Below are 19,718 nucleotides of genomic sequence, written 5' to 3' on the forward strand. Positions count from 1 at the left end.
TAATATTACCAGGGTGCCTATATATTCCTTTAGAACGAAAGCCCGAAGGCTCTCAAGGCTAATCAACAGGACTTGCAACCGAAGTCACAAGCCCACCGATCACCAAAGGTGTCGGTGGGTAGTTGACGCAACACTGGAATCCCCTAGGCTTAAATTAGCGCCCTTTGGGCGGGGTGTTGGGTGTTGGGTGTTGGGTGTTGGGTGTTGGGTACTGGGTACTGGGTACTGGGTACTGGGTGCTGGAAATTCCTATACGCTTAAATTATTTCGGACTCGTTTCTTAATCTACTACTGGGACTTCAGGGCGTTGAGGCGGAGCGTTAAGGGGCGGTCCTCTTCCATCTCCTTGGAAACCCCGATGGCCCCTGGATTCCTGAACCGGTCAGGACATGCACAGGCCGCCACCCAGTCCTCCCTGATCGCCTGAAAAACCTTAAAGGCATTGGATTCCAGATCAACAATGCTTTTTTCCATGACCAGTTCCAGGCGTCCTTTGCGTTCCTCAAGGTGCATAAGCCGGGCAATGGGTATACCGGCCGGCTGCCACTGGTCAAATTCCTTTTCCAGATTGATAATGGCCGCCATTTGACCTGTGGCACCGCCTGCAATCAGGTGAAAGGCCGTAAGTCCTAGATTGTACGCATAACAACAGTCAAAATAGGTTGGATCGGTGCCCCGACCGTCATATCCGTAAAAATGGGGCTGGGTTTTAAATTCGGCTTGGGACTTTCTAAATATATTTATAAAAATCTCCGGGGTCTCTTCTTCAGAATCCAGCATACCTGCGTTAACCAGGGCATGCCTCAGGGTTTTAAGGGAGATGATATCCGGTTTGACCAGCACGTATTTATCCTGGGGGTTTTTAAACAATGCCGGGGCAAACAGGTCCGGATCCATGCCCGCATCATGCATGAGTGACACATAATCATCCCGAAGAATACCAACCTTGTAGCGTCCCTGCTCCCGAAGCACATCCAGATACTCTTTAACCATGTCCATGATGATCTTCTCGGTTTTAACCTGGGAAAACTGGAAATTGCCGTGAAAATCCCTTTCTACCAAAAGCCCTTCCCTGAAAAACCTGGGCAGCTGATTGAACAGCTCATCATCCCGGATATTCCATATGGGAAACCGGCCCTTGTCCATCATCCCCTGGGATATCCTGCGCAGATAGTCCAGTTTTTCGTTCAGGGTGGGAAATGTCCTGTGGAAATCTATGTCATGAATTCTATTATAATCTGCAATGATTTTATTGAGTTTTGTGATGAAAACCTGAATTTCATTGATAAACTCCAGAATGCCTTCCGGGATGATCATCACGCCGTAATTTTTGCCGAATGCGGCCCGCCGGACAATAATATCACAAATCACCCGGGACAAATGGCGCAGGGTCATCCCATAGGCGTTATAATCCATCTGTTCGCCCTTTTCCCGGGCCTTTGCCAGACGATCCTGGTCTACATAGTCTGCTAATTCCTCACCAATCAAAGCGATATTCACATGGGTCTGAAGCGCGGTCTCCAGCGTCAGATGGCTTGCCACCCGGCCCATGACCTTGCACACATGCCAGTATTTAATGTCGGAGCTGCCGTCATTGGCCAGATTGGAAATGTTTTGTGCAAAGGCCCGGGCCGCAGAATGAAAGCCAAAGGAGGTGGCGCACAATACCTTGCCGGTTTCTGTTTTTACCTGGATATCGCCGTCAATGGTTTTAGGTATACCAATGACCTTGATCCCTGAGGATTTAAAGTGCTGGGCTAAAAAGGCGGCGTTGGTATTGGAATCATCCCCGCCGATAATCACCAATGCATCCAGCTTCAATCCCTTGCATACAGTCAGGGCCAACTCCATTTTGCTGCCGGAATCAATTTTGGTCCGCCCGGTTTTAATCATGTTAAAACCGCCCATGTTCCGGTGGGTGTCCACCAGTTCTGCGGTGATTTCAATATACCGGTTTTCAAGCAGCCCTTCGGGCCCTTTAATGAACCCGAACATCTTTGACGCGCTGTTAAACCGTTTCATCTCATCAAAAAGGCCGGCAATGACATTGTGACCTCCCGGGGCCGGCCCGCCGGAAAAAACCACACCGATGTGTCGCGGCTTTGAAAATTGAGCCTTTGCCTTTTCATCGGGATCAGCATCTATAATCACTTGCTGTACCGGGTTATTGATAATTCCGGGCAGCATACGTTCCGCTTCGGTATTTTTTAAAAACCGATATTCCTTTAATGCCTCAAGAGATGTCTGTGATGCATTAAAAATATCTATTTTTTCAGGGGAAAACCGTCTTCGTGCCAGATTTTCCCTGCTCTCCTCATTCATGGTTTGAAGGGCTTGGGCCCTCACGTCAGAGGGCGTTTTCAGGGGACTATCTTCCATTATCACTCCAAAATATTTTTTACTTACTGTGTTATAACCTGATTTCGACCATTTTCCTTTGCCTTGTACACAGCCATATCCGCCCGTCCAAATAAATCCATTGGAGACGTATCACCGTCTTTAATGCAGGAAACGCCAATGCTGACCGTAAGCCTGACATTCTCCTTTTTATACAGGAATTCAATTTTTTCTATGGTCCGGCGGATTTTCTCCGCAACCTTCATTGCGCTTTTTGTATCTGTCTCCGGCATGATGACGACAAACTCTTCGCCGCCATACCGGGCAAGCATATCATTTTTTCTTAATAAAGGCTGGGTTCGTTTAATAATTTCCTGCAGGCACCGGTCACCAATGGCGTGTCCATAGGTATCATTAATATTTTTAAACTTATCCACGTCAATGAGCAGAAGGGAAAAAATAGTTTTATACCGAAGAAACCGATCCATCTCTTCTTGAATTTTCTTGTCATAGGCCCTGCGGTTTTTGGCACTGGTCAGCTGGTCCTCATTGAGTTTTTTCTCCAGCTCTTCGGAGTATTTTGTGGCAGAGTGCAACTCCTGCTTAAGTCTGGCAAACCCGGAGGTAAAGGAGTTCTTGCTTTTTTCAGCCAAGCGGCTGATGGCCTGGTCCACTTTCTGCTTTTTTTCCAATGCCTTTTCAATGGACGAAAGACCCGTAGAAATCTTTGCCCGTAAATCATCTATGCTTTCAGCCGCATCAAATGAATCTTTGATCCCGGCCATTTCGTCATTTAAGATGGATTCCAATCCCTGATTTGAAGAAAGCAACGAGTTTGTCTGTTCATAGGAAGAGACCAGTTTCTTTTCAATTTCAAAAATCCTTGACACGATATCTCGAATAAACGCATTAACCTTTTCCCGATCCTGGCTGGTTTCTGTAATATAATTGAAAATAAGGGAAAAAATATTTTCCCGAACCCCCTCAAAATCTTGTATCTCTTCTATCTTAAGCAGATTTGAGGTAATGGATTCCAATTTCTGGGTATATTTTTGATCAAGGATGGATTTCAGTTGATTCACCACATCCTGGTAACTCTGCCTGAGATTTTCAAGCATCTGATCTTCGGATGAATTCTTTCGAAAATAGGAAAGAAAGCCTTTTTTTGGGGGGGCAGCAACAGGGCTGACATCTTCATGGATCATAGCCGTTTTAATCTGACCGAAAATATATTCGATCTTAACCGGGGAAGCCTTTTTCCGCATGGCCGTCGCCAGCTGGATACAGGCCTTGCCAAATGCCGTACTGTCTTGGGAAAGTGCATCTAAAATAATGGGAAAATACCTTCTGTAAAGGCTATCAATATTTTCATACTGCGCCTCCACGGTATCCAGTTCCTTGAGCAAATGATCCTTCTGGGATCTCAATTTAATTATTTCAGCTTGTAATTGCTCTGTTTTATCATTACGTTGTTCGACCATAATGTATCCCCAAGTTTAAACGACTTGTAATGGTTGATTACTTTTAACCAGTGAGACAACGAAAGTAAAGTATTTTAACAGCCCTAAGGCTTGATTGCGACTGCTAAAAATTGTAAAAAACAGCACATATTAACCTGGTATCCGATTGCCAAACCAGGACTAAAATTAGCAGATTAAGGCATATAATCAAATATAAAGAGGAGATAAAAGGGTGGTGTTCAGCTTTTTTAAGAAAAAAAAAACAACTGAGACTGAATTCGTTTCAGAAGAAAATATACCCGAGGAAGAATCAATTTCACCGGAATCTTGTTTGCAAGCAGACTTAAAATCAGACGTAGAACCGGACTTACAGTCAGATGAACCTAAGGCGGCAAATGAATTTGTCGAGGAAAAACCGGTCTCGCCCGAAGAACCGGTGATGGAGCTTAAATCGGCCATAGATCAGACCCCTGAACCGGACATAGAGCCGGAGCCAGTCCAGGAATCCGATACAGAGCAGGAACCGGCGCAGACTGAAGAAACGGTTATCCAGGAACAGGTTCAGGAAAAGCCTGCAATCCAAGAGGGCACAGGGCTGATCTCAAAACTTAAATCAGGTCTGGCCAAAACCCGAACTGTTTTGAATACGGATGTCACAGAACTGTTCTCCCCGGCCAAAGCCATAGATGACGATCTGTTTGAAGAGCTCGAAGACCGTCTGGTCTCCTCTGATCTTGGCATTGATATCACTATGGACATCATGGCGCGAATCAAGAAAAAAAGCCGGGGGCTGGCCACGGGAGATGAACTTCGCCAGGTGCTGAAAGATGAATTATACACGCTTTTTCATGAACCCGCCCCCCCTGCCCCATCCGGCCCCAAGCCCTATGTCATCATGATGGTGGGTGTCAATGGGACCGGCAAAACAACCACGCTTGGCAAACTGGCCATGAAATATAAGGCCGAAGGCAAAAAGGTCTTGATTGCAGCAGCCGACACGTTCAGGGCCGCCGCCATTGAGCAGGTTGAAATCTGGGCCCGGCGGGCCGGTGCAGACATTGTCCGGCACAAAGAAGGGGCGGACCCGGCCGCTGTTGCTTACGATGCCGTTGAAGCAGCCATGGCACGGGACGTTGATGTGGTGCTCATTGACACGGCGGGCAGGCTGCACACCCAGAAAAATCTCATGGAGGAATTAAAAAAGATCAAGCGCTCCGTGGATAAAAAATACAAGGGGGCACCCCATGATGTAATGATGGTCATTGACGCCACCACCGGCCAGAATGCCTTGTCCCAGACAGATATTTTCAACCAAGCCGTGGGACTTACCCAGATGAGTGTCACCAAACTGGACGGCACGGCAAAAGGCGGAATTGTGGCGGCAGTCTCATCCACCATGAAGTTGCCCATTGCCTACATCGGTGTGGGTGAGGCCATAGACGATCTGCAGGAGTTTGATGCAAAATGCTTTATCGATGCGCTGTTCGATGACTGATTCGTCAACTATAGTTCAAAAAGATCCAGGGATGGCTTCTCCATATCCGCATAGATCATCCGGCTGTCTCCGGCCTGATTTTTTCCTAAAAGAAGATTAAGGACTGCCATCATCTGAAACGACGCAATAAGCGCCGGAGACAAAACCGGCGTACCTAATTGGTGTTCAGCTGAACACGCGTCTTCCTGACCGCCATAAAGCATTTCCATGCGCCCATCCAAGGGGTGGATGACCATCACACGCCCCCCGAATCCGGCAACGGTCCCATGCACCAGGGGTAAACGGCATTTGCCGGCAATGGCAGCCAAGGTCAGTCTGTCACCTGGCGTATCAAGGGCATCAACAATCACCTGAACATCTGCAAACAGGGCATCCTGATTCTGATCCGTCACCGCAATCCGATGAGCCGTAATCTGTACGGCAGGATTGATCAAGCGGCAGCATTCCTGCATCACCTCGACTTTAGGATTGCCCAGGCTATTTTGGTCCGCAAATATCTGACGGTTGAGATTGGTCTCATCAAAAGAATCCGGGTCAAAAATGTGTAACGCGCCGACGCCCAGGCGGCAGAGCCCTTCTATGATACGCCCCCCGAGGCCCCCTGCCCCGACCACGGCCACTCGGGACTTTTGCAGGCTTATCTGCTGCGTTAAAGAGATGGAAGGCATGTTGCGAAGATAACGCAAAGGCAGAATGCCCTTTTCCATGCTTTGCAGATACATCTGATGCAGCGAAACGTTCAAGATACCAGCCAGTTCCAGAAGGTCCTGGTCACAAATAAACGCGGCAGCTTTTTCCCCGGCAGTCCTTTTCAATTCGTGCCCTGGATTCCAGAGAATGACCCTTTGGCATCATCCACCCCCAATGGGGGGAAAAATCCCCACACGATCTTTGTCTTTGAGAGAAGAATCCAGAGACGCGCCTATCCCATTTAAAAACACCAGTTTGATCTCCTGTTCAGGAACACCTAACCGCAGGACTGCATCCCGTATAGTGGCCGGCCCCTCAAGATTGAGACAGCCCTCAGAATCCATATCCCCATGGTCGGCATAGGCAGCGAGTGAGGCAAACAGTCTGACTTCTATTTTCATTTGGTGAGGTCTTTCTTTTTGTCCGATTTTTTACCTGGGGAAGAAACAAGCCCCAGAAGAAGCCGGTATGGTCCGGGGGTACCGGGCGGCAGGGCCGCAATCCGGTCGCCGTCATGGAGCGGGGTCTCAAAGGGAGCAATCTTGCCGTTAACAAACACCCCTTCAATATCCTGGGGCGCTATTCCCAGATCATCTAAAATATCTTTTACGCGTTGACCGTCCTTTAAATCAAGCACGGCATTTACACAAGGAATATCTTGTGCTTTTAGTTTTTTCTGTAGAAATGAAAACGCATTAAAAAGTACACTGCCCATATGAGTTACAACCACCTAAAGCTTGATCATCGAGTGAAATAAAAACCGGGGCAATTGGCACGCCACTGCCCCGGAAAAACAGTTAAAATCAATCAAAATTTTACGGCTTCAGCCAGTTCCTCATCTGTGAAATCCCAGGTGGTATTGTGCGGCGCAAAGGGTTCCTTGAACATATCGGGCAGGCGGTCATCCTTTGGGGTGAAACCGGCCCGGCGGTTAAATTCCAGTTCATCCCTGAGAATGGAAATACCCAAGGTTGTCACATCATCAACCACAAGACTAAGACCATACCTTGCATTGATCATATCCACAATCATCTGCAGACCTTCGGGGTTGTCAAGTACCGGGAAAGCCACAAACAGGCACAGACCTGCCGCATCAATGGCTGCGGTGGCAATCTGCAGCGTTTTGGAGATTGCCACATTGTTGTCCTTTTTCAAAGGATCAATGGAACCGCCCACGCCCAGAATATTCTGGCATACACCGTATCCTGCGGTATGATCCGCGCCCATGGGCGTTGTGGCATATGTAACCCCCACAGCTTTGACCGCCCTTGGGTCATAGGCCGGCAGGGCCTGACGTTTTACCACCGGCACCCGGTCAATACCCAGGGCCTGGCCCGTGAAGGCGGCACCGTTTCCGATAATTTTGCCCATGGGATCGCCTGTGCCCACTTTTTTAAGCAGCTCAATGGCTGCTTTGCCGTCTCCCCAGGGAATAATGCCGCCCTCCATGGCAATGCCCATGGTTACACCGGTTTCAATGGTATCAAGGCCCAAATCGTCACACAGTCTGTCCAGCATGGCAATATCATCCAGCTCCTTGATCAGGCAATGGGCCCCAAAGGCCCAGATGGTCTCATATTCAAAGCCCGAGGTAAGGTAATTGTTGTCCTTGTCATTGTAGACCTGAGAGCATTTGATTACGCAGCCCGGATGACACCCTTCCGTAGCAACCCCACTGCGTTTTTCAATGTTGGCGGCCATGGTCTCGCCACTGATGTCCTGGGCATTTTCAAACCGTCCGGTTCTGAAGTTCTTGGTCGGCAGGGCACCGGCTTCGTTGATGACATTGACCAGAATGGCTGTCCCATAGGCAGGCAGGCCCTGGCCTGAAACCGGATGAGACGTGAGCAGTTCCACCCATTTTTTATTGGCGGCCTTAAAGGCATCGGGATCATGGAGCGGCACACGGTCCGTGCCTTTATCATCCACCACAATGGCTTTGATCTTCTTTGACCCCATGACCGCCCCAAGACCGCCCCGGCCGGCGGCCCGGCCGGGATGTCCCTTGGGATCGGCAAACTGGATGGAAGCGGATGTCAGGCGCTGTTCCCCGGCAACCCCGATACTTGCCGTGGCCACACGTTTTCCAAACCGGTCCCAGAGCTTGGTGATCATATCGCTGTTGCATACGCCCACATATTCGTCTGCGGCAAGGAATTCAACACGGTCTTTTTTAATAACAACCATGGAGAACCGGTCGTCTTCAGGTTTATCTTCCAAGACCAGGGCTTTAATCCCGAGCCGAGCCAGTTTCTGGGAAACAAGGCCGCCGCTGTTGCTCTCTTTAATACCACCGGTCAACGGAGACTTTCCGCCTACGGAAAGCCGCCCCGAATTGGCAGCCGGAGAGCCCGATAACAGCCCCGGTGCAAAGATCAGTTTGCTATACTTGCTTAAAGGGTGGGATGTGGCAGGGACTTCATTTAAAATCATTTTCGACGTCAGGGCCCGTCCGCCAAGCCCGGCAATATCTTCGGCCGGTGTTTCAAATGAATAGGTTTTTTCCCTGGTATTTATTCTTAATATTTTTGACATGAGGAGCTCCTTGATTCTGTCTTTTAGAGACTGTTTTACACTTAATGCCTATATTAAAACCCTGGGAATTTCATGTCAACTTATTAAAATCATTAATATTTTATAAATTTCTAGTTGAGTAAAAAATACGTTGTTCTTCAAGATTAGCAGTTAATCCCAGGATTGCCTGTAAGAAATATATAACCGATACGGACAAATTCCGACACATCCCAATTCAAATATTGCTGTAGAGGGCCGGCTCACCTCTTCTTCTTTTTACTCGGGTTGAATCGTTTGACACAGACCCGGAACCGGTCTGATTCCTGATCTGAATCCATAACGGAACCCGAGCCTTTATACCGAAGACCGATGTACAGCTCCATGATCAATTGAATCTCATCTGTCAGGTCCGGGCGTTGATGAATGCAGGCCTGTGCAAATGCAACCGGCCCCTGGCCGGGCGCACGGACGATCCCGGCCCGGGACAGTTTGTCTGTAAATTGCTCAAAAGCCAGGGCAACCGGATCCGATGACACAGGTTTCTTTTTAAAACGCCAAATCAGGATACCCGCAAAAAGACTGATGCCGCATAAGGTAAGAAAAAAGAGCATCGGCCCGCCGGCCTGGTTGTTTTTTATCAATCCCATGGCTTTGAGCCAGGCATTCTGCTCAAATGCGGAATACCCCGTAAACCAGGTTTCCCATTTCAGGTTAAGGGCTTCAAGGGCAAATCCCAGCCGGGTCATAAAAGGCAGGGCCCGGTTCCCCGGTGCAATTCGGACAGAAGAGCCGTCCGGGTTGGTACGAACCCGGTTCGGGACCACGACCCCGGTGGGATCTGTCCGTATCCAATCTCCTGTGTTCTTGAAAGCCGTGCCGTCGAAATATTCCACCCAGGCATGGGCGTATGACTGACGAACAGTAAGAAAGTTACCAAAGGGATTGAGTTCTCCGCCCAGGTATCCGCCCACCACCCGGGCAGGAATGCCTGCACTGTTAAGCAGGAAGGCCAGGGCAGAGGCATAATGTTCGCAATAGCCGCTTTGGGTATTAAACAGGAAATCATCAATGGGGTGGGTTCCCAGGGGCGGCGGTGTCAAGGTATAGGAAAAGCCGTTTTCCCTGAAATAGGCCAGGGCACGCCGGACCTTATCTGCCGGGGTGCCGGGTGTTTGTCTTAAGGTTTGGGCAAATTTGCGTGTTTTTGGATTTAATGCCCCATTGCCGGAAATGATTTTGGCTGCCAAATTCTGATCCGGAACGGGTTCTAAAGGATGGTTTGCATCTCCTGGGATAAGGGACGTCACTTCATACTGAATTTTTTTGGTAACTTTTTTTCTGGATTTCAGGGTCCGGCCCTGCCCGTTTAAAGCCCAGTTCGGGCCTTTTACAGGACGATCCAGCGCCATGAGCCAATGGGTATTATGGGGGGCCAGCAAAATGGTTTGGACGATGGCTGTTCGGCTTTGGGCAGCTTTTTTTGCCTCGTCTGTGGGATGATTGCCGGCGGCTTGCGTCTTTTCTGCCGAAGGGCGCCATGTGCGACCGTCAAATTCCTCGAAGACAATTGCCCGCCAATAGAGTTGATCCGACCGGGGGCGGATATTTCCAAACTCAACCCGGAAGGCCGGGGTCTGATCTTTTGCCAGGGATGAAATCTTTCCGGGAGACAAGGTATTGGACAACCCTGACCGTCCTGCGGTCGGGTCCTGGATCCCGAACAAGCTGTCCGGCAGCCTGGGAAATACCAGGAAAAGCACGACAACCAGGGGAAGGGCCTGGGCCAGGATGGTGCCGGCCAGACGTCTGCACTGGTTCATATTTATATCCGGCGCATTGATCCGGATCAGGGCTGTGGTGGTCACGAAAACTGAAAAAATCATGTAAATCATGATGAGCAGGGCATCGGACCTGAAAAGGGCGGTGATGATGATGAAATAGGTTAACAGCAGGGTGATCATCCGGTGCCGGTGGGTGTGCATTTCAAAGGGCTTTATGGCTGCCATCAACGCCATGAGTCCGACAAAGGCATCTGCACCGATCCCCTGCCGAAAGGTGGCTAAAAGACCTGCCAGTCCGATGAATGTCAGAAGATAGCGCATCGATACGGAAGGCAGGGGCCATCCGGTTTTAAACCGGGCCAGCATATACCCCCACATGGCCATGCACCAGAGGGTGATCCACAAAGGCAGACCCGGTACATGGGGCGCAATGGCCGACACCAAAGCAATGATAATGGGAACGGCTTCCTTTTTTTCCTGGTCAAAAGAGACACGTCCCTGCTGTTTGGAGACGGCAGTAAAATAAGCGGTTCTCATGCCCACGGCCCCTCCCCTTGACTGCCGTATAGTGCCAGCGCCTTAAGGCATTTGTGGCAGTGGGGCCTGCCATTGTCAAAAGTGATGTTCACCCCATTGGCCAGGCGCAGGCCGTACCGCAGATTTTCTTTTTCAGCATCTAAGACCGCCCGACAGAGCAGGGACAATTTTTCTTCAACACCGCTGGATTTGATCAGGTCCATATCCAGCAGAATTTCCCCGCCGGTTTCTGCTGTGAAATTTTTAATAAAAATCCCCAATCCCCTAGAATAGGTTTTCCATGAAATGCGACCCATGGGATTTCCCGGCACGTATGGCGCAAGACCCTGGAAGTCATCCGGCCCGCCCCTGCCATCGCTTTTTTCCCCATGTTCCCGACCTCCGGCAAGCGATGTTGGGATTGGGCCGGCTATGGGCCTGGGATAGACCAGGCCCTGGGTTTTTACGGGGATGCGGGCTGTAAGACGGAAGAGCCCGAAAGGATAGGTGGAGAACAGGGTCAGATCTCCCGGGTTCAGGATGCCCCTTGTTTTTGCTTTCATTTCCAGATCAGCCCGGCGCATGGACGTCCCGGATAAAAAGGAAGCGGATGTCGTTCCGTCAAACTGCGCAAAAAGGGCCTGGCCTTGTTCGATTTTTACTGATTTTAGCGATTTTATCCGGAAGGAAAAAACCAGGGTCTCCCCGATGAATACAGGTTCTACATGACTTTGTACCACGTCCAGTCCCACAAGATTTTTATAAGAGTGAAACAGGGAAATCAAGGCCATGGTGCCTAAAAGAAAAACCAGGATGAATCCGGCATTGTTATTGTAATTAATCGAACCCAGGAACATAGCAATGAGGATGGCGATAAAAATGATCCCGTGCTGGGTGGGTCTAAGGCTCAGGTGGGACCTGTTCAGCTTCATTAAACGGGTATCCGCACGCGGCTGAACAGATCCATGAGCTTTTTACCGGACAGATGGCCCAGGTCGTGGCGAAGCCTGAGCCTGTGGCCGACCACCCAGGGCAGAATTTCCTGGAGGTCTTCCGGGATGGTGTAATCCCTTCCCATGATGTAGGCCCAGGCTTTAGCCGCCCGAAGCAGGGAGAGCCCTGCCCTGGGAGACAGCCCGAGTTGAAATTCCCCGGAGGTCCGGGTAAATTCCAGGATGTCCTGTAAGTATTCCAGGAAATGGTCTGACGCATGGACCTGCGCGACTTCGTCCTGGATTTGGGAGACCCGGGTGTTTTCCATGCAGCAGGCAAGATCGGCAATAACACCTGCGCTGCCTTCCCCTTTGAGAATCCGCTTTTCCGCCCGGCGGTCCGGATACCCAAGGGAGAGGCGCATCAAAAAGCGGTCCATCTGGGATTCGGGCAAGGGAAACGTGCCGGCCTGTTCCAGGGGATTCTGGGTGGCAATGACAAAAAAGGGGGTGTTCAGAGGCCGGGATTCCCCTTCCACGGTAACCTGCCCTTCTTCCATGGCTTCCAGAAGGGCGCTCTGACTTTTAGGGGTTGCCCGGTTGATCTCATCCACAAGAAAAACCTGGGTAAAAATAGGACCGGGGTGAAATGTGAACCCGGCAGTGTTCCTGTCAAACACCGACACCCCGAGGATATCACCGGGTAAAAGATCTGAGGTAAACTGCATGCGCTGGAAATCCAGGCCCATGCATTTTGCCAGGGTCTTTGCCAAGGTGGTTTTGCCGATCCCCGGGTAATCTTCAATCAGCAGATGGCCCCGGGCAAAAAAACAGGCCAGGGCCAGCCGAATCTGCTGCGCTTTTCCCAGGATAACCCGGGAGACCTGTTCCACCATCTGCTCAACGGCTTGTGACATATTTGTATTTCCTGTTTCTGATCAGATTAATAAAGGTATGCATTCGTTTGTTAAAACCACTCCCCCCCGCCCAAAAAAAATGGGAGCGTTCAACTGAATTATCCAATAATGCTTTGCAGCCCTTTGTTCAGGGCTTCCTGATCAATATCTGCAAGGCAGCCTAATTTTTTTATGATCAGGCCTTTTGCAACGGTAGTCAGAATCGGCTTGATGACCGATGCTTTTAAAAAACCGGCCTGCTGCCATTTTTTGATACGGATATCACCAAAATAACCAGAGGCGTGGATTTGGCTGGTAACGGCCATAATCACAACATCCGGGCGCTTTTGATTGTATTGGGTTGAACTGACAATGACCGCCGGGCGCTTTTTGGTAGTACTCTGGTCAGTAAACGGGAACGGCACCAGTATAATATCCCCGAACTTATAATCGGTCATATACATCATCCTCGGCATTATCCCAGACTTTTTTGAACGCATCTTCAGCTATTTTACCGGCGGCTTTGCGCAGTTGCTGTTCCTGGTTTTTCTGGCTGATAAAATCCACAAAGTCCGAAACTTCGGCAATTTTGTCCGGTGGCAGCATTCTGATTTTGGATAGAATAGACCGTTCTTGTTCGCTGAATGAAATGGTGTTGTGATGCATGATAGACCCTCTATTTTCATTTTAATTTTTTGCAAGTTCTTTAAAACTATGTTTTAATAAAATCTTCGGTTTAATCAGGGGCTCACCTTAGTTATCTCTTCTTTTAGATTCAGGCTTTTTGGCTTTTAGACAGCGCTCCAAAGAAACCTCCAATTAACCAATCAACGCCACAAGCCTGGCTTCATCCCAAACAGTCACACCAAGTTTTTCGGCTTTGGCAAGCTTGGAACCGGCCTTACTGCCGGCAATAACGATATCGGTTTTCTTTGATACCGAACTTGTCACCTTGGCACCCAGGGCCAGGAGCCTGGCCTTGGCTTGATTTCTTGTCAGCGTTTCAAAACTGCCGGTCAGCACAATGGTTTTTCCGCTGACCGCATTATCTTTTTCATGGGCGTCACCGTACAGATCATTGGTAATGCAGACACCTGCATCAAGCAGATTTTTCACCGTTTTAATGTTCTCTTCAATGGAAAAAAATCCGGTCACCGCCCCGGCTGTCGTGTCCCCCATGCCGTGAATGGTACTGATGGCCTGTTGATCTGCGGCCATCAGCGCGTCAAGATCCGCAAACTTTTGGGCTAAAAGCCGGGCCGCATGCTCGCCTGTGTGGGCAATGCCTAAAGCAAAAATAAACCGTGCAAAGGAAACCGTTTTGGACTGCGCAATGGCCGCGATGATATTATCGGCGGATTTTTCCCCCATACGTTCAAGCCCTGCCAGGGTGTCCCGATCCAGATGGAAAAGATCCGCAAAAGAACTTACCACTTTTTTGTCTACCAGCTGTTCCACCAGTTTTTTACCCAGGCCATCCATGTCAAACGCTTTTTTGGATACAAAATGGCGGATGCGCTCCTTGATCTGGGCGCTGCACGTGACATTGATACATTTAACCGCCGCTTCCCCGTCAAGTTGTTTTACCCTGGAACCGCATACCGGACAGGTCTCGGGCATGGTAAACACCCGCTCTTCCCCGGTCCGGGCGGCAGGAATAATTTTCACCACCTTGGGGATCACGTCCCCTGCCCGTGTGATCAATGCCGTATCATTAATGCGGATATCTTTTCGTTTAATTTCATCGGCATTGTGCAGGGTGGCCCTGGAAACCGTGACACCGCCGATATTCACCGGCACAAGTTCAGCCACCGGGGTCAAGGTTCCGGTGCGGCCCACCTGGACCCTGATGTCCACTATTTTGCTGGTCTTTTCCATGGCCGGAAATTTATAGGCAATGGCCCACCTGGGACTTTTTATTTTTTCGCCCAAAGCCTGCTGAATCGAAATATCATCCACCTTGATCACCATACCGTCAATATCATAGGCCAGTTCAGAGCGAAGTCCTTCCAGGTGCTTGAAATTTTCCAGCACCTGCCGGATTGAAATGGCTTTTTTGATAAGCGGACTCACCGGGAATCCCAGATCAGCAAGGTATTCAAGCATTAACGCCTGGGAGGAAAAAGAAAGACCGCGTACCACACCGACACCATAGACAAATATGGTCAACGGCCGCTGGGCTGTTATATTTGAGTCCAGCTGGCGCAGGGAACCTGCGGCAGCGTTGCGGGGATTGGCAAACACGGCGTCACCTTTGTCCAAACGGCGCTGGTTGAGCAGTACAAAATCTTTATGCCGGATGATCACCTCACCGCGCACTTCAATGAAATCCGGTGCGGATGTTTTATTGTCCATCAGACGCAGGGGCACGGATCTGATGGTCCTGATATTTTCCGTGATCACCTCGCCGGTGTATCCGTCCCCCCGGGTGGTGGCCAGGACCAGCACCCCGTTTTCATAGGTCAGTTCCACAGCCACGCCGTCCATCTTGGGCTCTACCGTATAGGTCAGGTCATGAGCGCCGGACGCTTTCAGACACCGGGCATGAAACTCCAGGATCTCCTGATCATTAAATGCATTATCCAGACTGAGCATGGGCACCGAATGGGGAGCGGTGTCAAAGGCGGTTAAGGGCGGGGCCCCAATGCGTCGGGTGGGGGAATCCTCAGTGACAAGCTCAGGGTAGCGGGTTTCAATGTCAATGAGCCGGCGCAGCATCTTGTCATAGGTCTGGTCATCAATGACAGGGTCATCCAGCACATGATAGCGGTAACTGTGTTCCGTCAGTTCCCGGCGCAGCTTTTGCGCTTCAATTTGACATGCGTCAAAATCCATGGGCAAGTTCTCCTGTCAATGCCATGGCAATGCCACAGGCCTGTTTACGCATAGTTTTAAACCTTTTTTTGTAAAAACCCGGGTCCCAGGTACCGTCCGCCCCGGCAAGACTGTCGGACACCACAAGCAGCGCCGCAATGGGAATTGTCCTGAACGCGGCTGCCGCAAACAGGGCCGAACACTCCATCTCCACGGCACAGGCCCCTTTCTCCTTGTACCAGGCCACCTTTTCAGGGGTTTCCCTGTAAATGGCATCCGTGGTCCAGATGGTCGCATCGATATGGACATTCGCCCCAACGGCCGCAAGGGCATCCATAAGCTTTGCGGTCAGATGTGTATCCGCATTAACCGCCGGCAGCTCACCACGCAAATCGATATAATGCCGGGATGTGCCCTCATCTGCCAGGGCGGTTTTCACCACCACCAGATCACCGGGGGCCAGATCCGGGGAAAGGCCGCCACACCAGCCAAGAACAATAACGGTACGGGCCCCCTTTGCAATCAATGACTCCAAGAGCATCACCCCATAGGGTGCCCCGATGTAAGGCCCGGTTACACTTATCCCCAAAGGGTCATCTTCTTTGATCAGCAGACGGCTGTTAAAAAAAGCGCGGGACTGCCACGTGCCGAATCCCTGGCGGATCAGTGCCATGTCCGGGTCCGCGCTAACCATCAATGCCGCCGGCCCCACGCTTTTCGCTTTTCTTTTCCCTAACGGTGGAACAATTGAAGGGCTATTCAGGTCCGACCATGTCGGATAACTCATCTTTTACCTCATCAATAATGTCATACAGCCACATGACATCTTCCACAGAGAGGCGACCCGCCTTCATGGGTGCCCGGTCCGAGCCGTCTTTTTTCTTCAGAATCCTGGGACCGACCTGCACTTTGGGTTCGCCTTCACCATACTGCATGATGGCGATGATCAGTCCGGTTTCCTCATTTTTCCATTCAGCTATCTTTTTATCCTGTTCGGGATCATATCCTGCCATATTTCCTCCTTGATTAATAAATACGAATTCCCCTGGGGGCTATGGCCGTATCCAGTACCATTGCCCCGTCAATGGAATCAAGAATTTTCTGCCACTCTATTTTTAGCTTCTCAATATCCGTTTCTTCCCCAATGGCCCACAGACAGCCACCGCCACCGGCACCTGTGAATCTGGCCCCACAGCCTTGTGTCTTTGCAGAGTCCCACAGCTTCATACCGGTATTGTCCAGCACATCCGGGGTCATGTCACAACGCACAGCGGTTTCCCGGTTCATCAACTGCGCGGCTTCTTTAAAGGAAAAGGCGCTCAAAGCGCCGCTGAATTGCCGTGTAAGACCGCTGATGCGTTTAAAGGCATCATAGGCCCGGCCTGATTTAAAGTCATTCACCCACCGGGCGTTGACATCCTTGGACTCATGGGGAATGCCGCAATAGGCCACAAGGAGATGGCGGTTCAGTTTCTCCAGTTTTTCATGTGAATCAAACACCGGCCGGCGCAAAAACTCAGGACTTTTATGCCCAAATGTCCATTCCCACAGGTTCACGCCGCCAAACGCTGCCGCCGCCTGGTCCTGAACCCCGCACAGCACCCCTGCCACGGCGCCTTCCAGGTAATGGGCCAGCCAGGCAATATGTTCGGGATGGATCTGTTTTTCCAAGGCGGTATAAACGGCGGCAATAATGGCCACGGCCGCACAGGATGACCCGCCAAGGGCACTTCGGACAGGAGAGTGAGATTCAATGTGCAAATGCACGCCATGGGCATTAAAATACTGGAAAACGGCAAACATCAGCCCCATGGGGCCGTCCCATCCTTTGTCATCCCGGCTGCGGTCGATGGTGTCAAAGCCCTTGGAAGAAATTTTAATCCGTCCAGGTTCCCCCGGTGATAGATAGACATGGGTGCGCATGTCAAGGGCCAGGTTCAGGGTCGCCGGTTTAAGCTCTGCCAGGGGCAGATAAAAGGTGGAAATATCCAGGGTGCCGCCGAAATCAATGCGGCAGGGCACGGAAACGTGTATCTTTTTATTTTTAAGTATGGGTGCAAGATTCATATTTCAGATCTCAGATCTCATTTTATGTAAAAATTTCAAACTATTGAAATGTCGACCAATATGAAAGGGAATAAAGGATTCAAGCAGGGTTTCGCCCTCCTGGATGGCAGCAGGAGAAAATTTAATACGCCCTGCCCGTGCCATCTCCACGGTATTGATCCAGGACAATTGCTTCAAGGTCCCCTTGGACACCCAGCAGCCCCGGAAACCGGCGCCGAAAGGTCCGGCAGGTTCCTGCACCGGGATTATACGGCCTTTGCATTGTGGACAGACAACCCGACCCGCTTTGAAATCAAACCAGAGCCTGGCCGAATCAACATCTTCTATATTTGTATGACAGGTATCGCACTGATCAAGGCCCGGAGAAAATCCGGACAACCGCATAAAGCGGATCTGAAACAGGAGGCTGATCACTTCGGTAGGAATAAAGCCGTCATCCACCATTTCGAGGGCCGTGTAAAGCAGTTCAAAAATATCGGGCTGGGCCTTGCCGTCCTCCAGCCACTGGGTAACAATTTCCGTCCAATAGGAGGCATAGGCGGTATTCACCACATCATACCGGATATGGGAAAATCCATTTTCAAGGACCGTCTGACACAAATTGATCATGGCCTCTTTGTTTTTTTTAGGAAAGGCGCACTGGATATGATTCACCGAAAACAGGTCCATGGCACCTGAAAACCTGCGCACGCTCTTTTTTGCGTTTTTTGCCATCACACAGATCTTTCCTTTGTCCCGGGTCAGAAAGGTGATGATCAGGTCATGGTCTCCATATTCAATTTTGCGAAGCAGAATGGCGTCTGTAGTGAAATCGCCCATATCGTTGTCAAAAGCCAAGCAGCAGTCTTGTAATCGTGAAATAACAGTAAATGCTGATAAGGTCCATGGTGGTGGTGACAAAGGGACCTGTGGCCACGGCCGGATCAATATTGAGCCGCTGAAAAATCATAGGCACCGCGGTCCCCACAAAAGCAGCCACGGTCATGGAAGCCAGAATTGAGCATCCAACGACCACGGACAATGCCCAGGAAAAGGACTCGGCCATAAAGCTGACTTTGGCCACAGCCGCAATCAGTGCACCATAGGTTATGCCTAAAATAAATCCCACGCCAAGTTCCCTGGAAATGACCTTGACAAAATCCCGGATATTCACCCGGCCCGTTGCAATTCCCCGAACCACGATGGTAGCGCTCTGGGTACCGATGTTGCCCCCCATGCCCATAATAATGGGAATAAACGCGGCAAGCCCTGTCAGCTGAACCAAAGAGGACTCAAACCGGCCGATGATAAAAAAATTGGCGATTCCGCCAAGACAGCTGGCAAACAGCCAGGGCAGACGGATTCGGGTACCTTTCAAAATGGACTGGGTTTCAACATAATCTTCACCCACACCAGCCATCTTCAACATATCTTCGGTGGCAGTCTCGTGCAGGATATCAATAACGTCATCCACGGTAACAATACCGATAATCCGGTTGTCATCGTCCACAACCGGTATGGCCAAAAAGTCATACCGGGAAACCAGACGGGCCACAACTTCTCTGTCCGTGTAAGGCTTGACCGATACAATATCGGTTGCCATAAACGATTTAAGCGGCTTATCAGGGGATTCCACCACCAGCTGGCGAAGGGAACTGATCCCCACAAGCTTGCCATAGCTATCGATCACATAGATGTAGAACGGCATCTCAACATCAAGATACTTGTTTTGCAGTGCTTCGATAACGTCCTTTGCCTTGACGTCTTCTTCCAGCGCTACGTAATCCTTAACCATGAGGCTGCCGGCAGTATCTTCGTCATAGCTCATGATCTGTTCGACATTGTACGATTCTTCCTTTTTCATTTTGGACAGAATCTTGTCGGACAGTTCTTCGTCCAGACACCCGAGCAATTCGGCAGCATCATCCGAAGGCATGTGGTCAAAAACCGTCACCAGCTTGTCAAAATCTACGAATTTGACAAACTCCACAAAGGTTTTTTCAGGTAGATGCGAAAACAGCAGAGCGATATCCTCGGGATTGTCCAGCAGATTAAACAGCTTTTCCTGATTAACGGGCGTCAGATTCTCAAAAATAATGGACAGGTCTGCCATGTGGGTTTTTTTCAGGATATTTAGCAGCTGCTTGTTGGCCCCCCGGCGCAGCAATCTTTTGATACTGTTTTCAAGTATCAGAATTTGTTCTTTTTGCATGAATAAATTTCCTTTAGGCAGACAG

At 50.1% G+C, this 19,718-nt stretch carries 18 protein-coding genes; 1 reads left to right on the top strand and 17 read right to left on the bottom strand.

Features of this window, described 5'->3' with window-relative positions; translation table 11 throughout:
* Positions 1–288 precede the first annotated feature (288 nt).
* On the bottom strand, positions 289–2,379 hold the full coding sequence (locus HXW94_RS12165; protein WP_178367173.1) for a 6-phosphofructokinase: 2,091 nt from the start codon (positions 2,377–2,379) through the stop codon (positions 289–291).
* 23 nt (positions 2,380–2,402) lie between these two features.
* On the bottom strand, positions 2,403–3,818 hold the full coding sequence (locus HXW94_RS12170; RefSeq protein WP_178367174.1) for a GGDEF domain-containing protein: 1,416 nt from the start codon (positions 3,816–3,818) through the stop codon (positions 2,403–2,405).
* A gap of 310 nt (positions 3,819–4,128) precedes the next feature.
* Between HXW94_RS12170 and ftsY the strand changes: the two genes are divergently transcribed.
* A complete protein-coding gene (gene ftsY / locus HXW94_RS12175) occupies positions 4,129–5,292 on the top strand; it encodes a signal recognition particle-docking protein FtsY (RefSeq protein ID WP_246293939.1) in 1,164 nt (387 codons plus the stop codon).
* Between the two features lie 8 nt (positions 5,293–5,300).
* On the opposite strand, the gene HXW94_RS12180 is transcribed toward ftsY, so the two are convergent.
* From HXW94_RS12180 to mgtE, 15 genes are all read right to left on the bottom strand, one after another.
* Complete coding sequence (locus HXW94_RS12180; RefSeq protein WP_178367175.1) at positions 5,301–6,107, bottom strand: ThiF family adenylyltransferase; 807 nt, start codon at positions 6,105–6,107, stop codon at positions 5,301–5,303.
* Positions 6,108–6,143: 36 nt separating this feature from the next.
* On the bottom strand, positions 6,144–6,383 hold the full coding sequence (locus HXW94_RS12185) for a MoaD/ThiS family protein (RefSeq protein ID WP_178367176.1): 240 nt from the start codon (positions 6,381–6,383) through the stop codon (positions 6,144–6,146).
* Entirely contained in the window at positions 6,380–6,697 is a 318-nt protein-coding gene (locus HXW94_RS12190) for a MoaD/ThiS family protein (protein WP_178367177.1), read from the bottom strand. Before HXW94_RS12190 ends, HXW94_RS12185 begins: the two co-directional genes overlap by 4 nt.
* Positions 6,698–6,789: 92 nt before the next feature.
* Positions 6,790–8,517, bottom strand: a complete 1,728-nt coding sequence (locus tag HXW94_RS12195) for an aldehyde ferredoxin oxidoreductase C-terminal domain-containing protein (RefSeq protein WP_178367178.1) — start codon at positions 8,515–8,517, stop codon at positions 6,790–6,792.
* A gap of 239 nt (positions 8,518–8,756) precedes the next feature.
* Positions 8,757–10,814 (bottom strand): transglutaminase TgpA family protein, encoded by a 2,058-nt coding sequence (locus HXW94_RS12200; RefSeq protein WP_178367179.1) that lies wholly within the window; start codon positions 10,812–10,814, stop codon positions 8,757–8,759.
* Entirely contained in the window at positions 10,811–11,725 is a 915-nt protein-coding gene (locus HXW94_RS12205; protein WP_178367180.1) for a DUF58 domain-containing protein, read from the bottom strand. The genes HXW94_RS12200 and HXW94_RS12205 overlap by 4 nt, the downstream gene beginning before the upstream one ends.
* Positions 11,725–12,642: an AAA family ATPase gene (locus HXW94_RS12210; protein WP_178367181.1), complete on the bottom strand. Its 918-nt coding sequence runs from the start codon at positions 12,640–12,642 to the stop codon at positions 11,725–11,727. The genes HXW94_RS12205 and HXW94_RS12210 overlap by 1 nt, the downstream gene beginning before the upstream one ends.
* Before the next feature lie 98 nt (positions 12,643–12,740).
* Positions 12,741–13,079: a type II toxin-antitoxin system PemK/MazF family toxin gene (locus tag HXW94_RS12215; RefSeq protein ID WP_178367182.1), complete on the bottom strand. Its 339-nt coding sequence runs from the start codon at positions 13,077–13,079 to the stop codon at positions 12,741–12,743.
* A complete protein-coding gene (locus HXW94_RS12220; RefSeq protein WP_178367183.1) occupies positions 13,066–13,287 on the bottom strand; it encodes a DUF2281 domain-containing protein in 222 nt (73 codons plus the stop codon). The genes HXW94_RS12215 and HXW94_RS12220 overlap by 14 nt, the downstream gene beginning before the upstream one ends.
* Before the next feature lie 153 nt (positions 13,288–13,440).
* Positions 13,441–15,456, bottom strand: a complete 2,016-nt coding sequence (gene ligA / locus HXW94_RS12225; RefSeq protein WP_178367184.1) for an NAD-dependent DNA ligase LigA — start codon at positions 15,454–15,456, stop codon at positions 13,441–13,443.
* Entirely contained in the window at positions 15,446–16,222 is a 777-nt protein-coding gene (locus tag HXW94_RS12230; RefSeq protein ID WP_178367185.1) for a nucleoside phosphorylase, read from the bottom strand. Before HXW94_RS12230 ends, ligA begins: the two co-directional genes overlap by 11 nt.
* Positions 16,191–16,448 carry a hypothetical protein gene (locus HXW94_RS12235; RefSeq protein ID WP_178367186.1) on the bottom strand — a complete coding sequence of 86 codons (258 nt, stop codon included), beginning with the start codon at positions 16,446–16,448 and terminating at the stop codon, positions 16,191–16,193. Before HXW94_RS12235 ends, HXW94_RS12230 begins: the two co-directional genes overlap by 32 nt.
* A gap of 13 nt (positions 16,449–16,461) precedes the next feature.
* Complete coding sequence (locus tag HXW94_RS12240; RefSeq protein WP_178367187.1) at positions 16,462–17,502, bottom strand: GHMP family kinase ATP-binding protein; 1,041 nt, start codon at positions 17,500–17,502, stop codon at positions 16,462–16,464.
* Between the two features lie 3 nt (positions 17,503–17,505).
* Positions 17,506–18,339 carry a DNA repair protein RecO gene (gene recO / locus HXW94_RS12245; protein ID WP_178367188.1) on the bottom strand — a complete coding sequence of 278 codons (834 nt, stop codon included), beginning with the start codon at positions 18,337–18,339 and terminating at the stop codon, positions 17,506–17,508.
* On the bottom strand, positions 18,329–19,693 hold the full coding sequence (mgtE, locus tag HXW94_RS12250; protein ID WP_178367189.1) for a magnesium transporter: 1,365 nt from the start codon (positions 19,691–19,693) through the stop codon (positions 18,329–18,331). The genes recO and mgtE overlap by 11 nt, the downstream gene beginning before the upstream one ends.
* Positions 19,694–19,718: the final 25 nt, after the last annotated feature.

This window comes from Desulfobacter latus (assembly GCF_013389365.1).
Classification (GTDB): Bacteria; Desulfobacterota; Desulfobacteria; order Desulfobacterales; family Desulfobacteraceae; genus Desulfobacter; species Desulfobacter latus.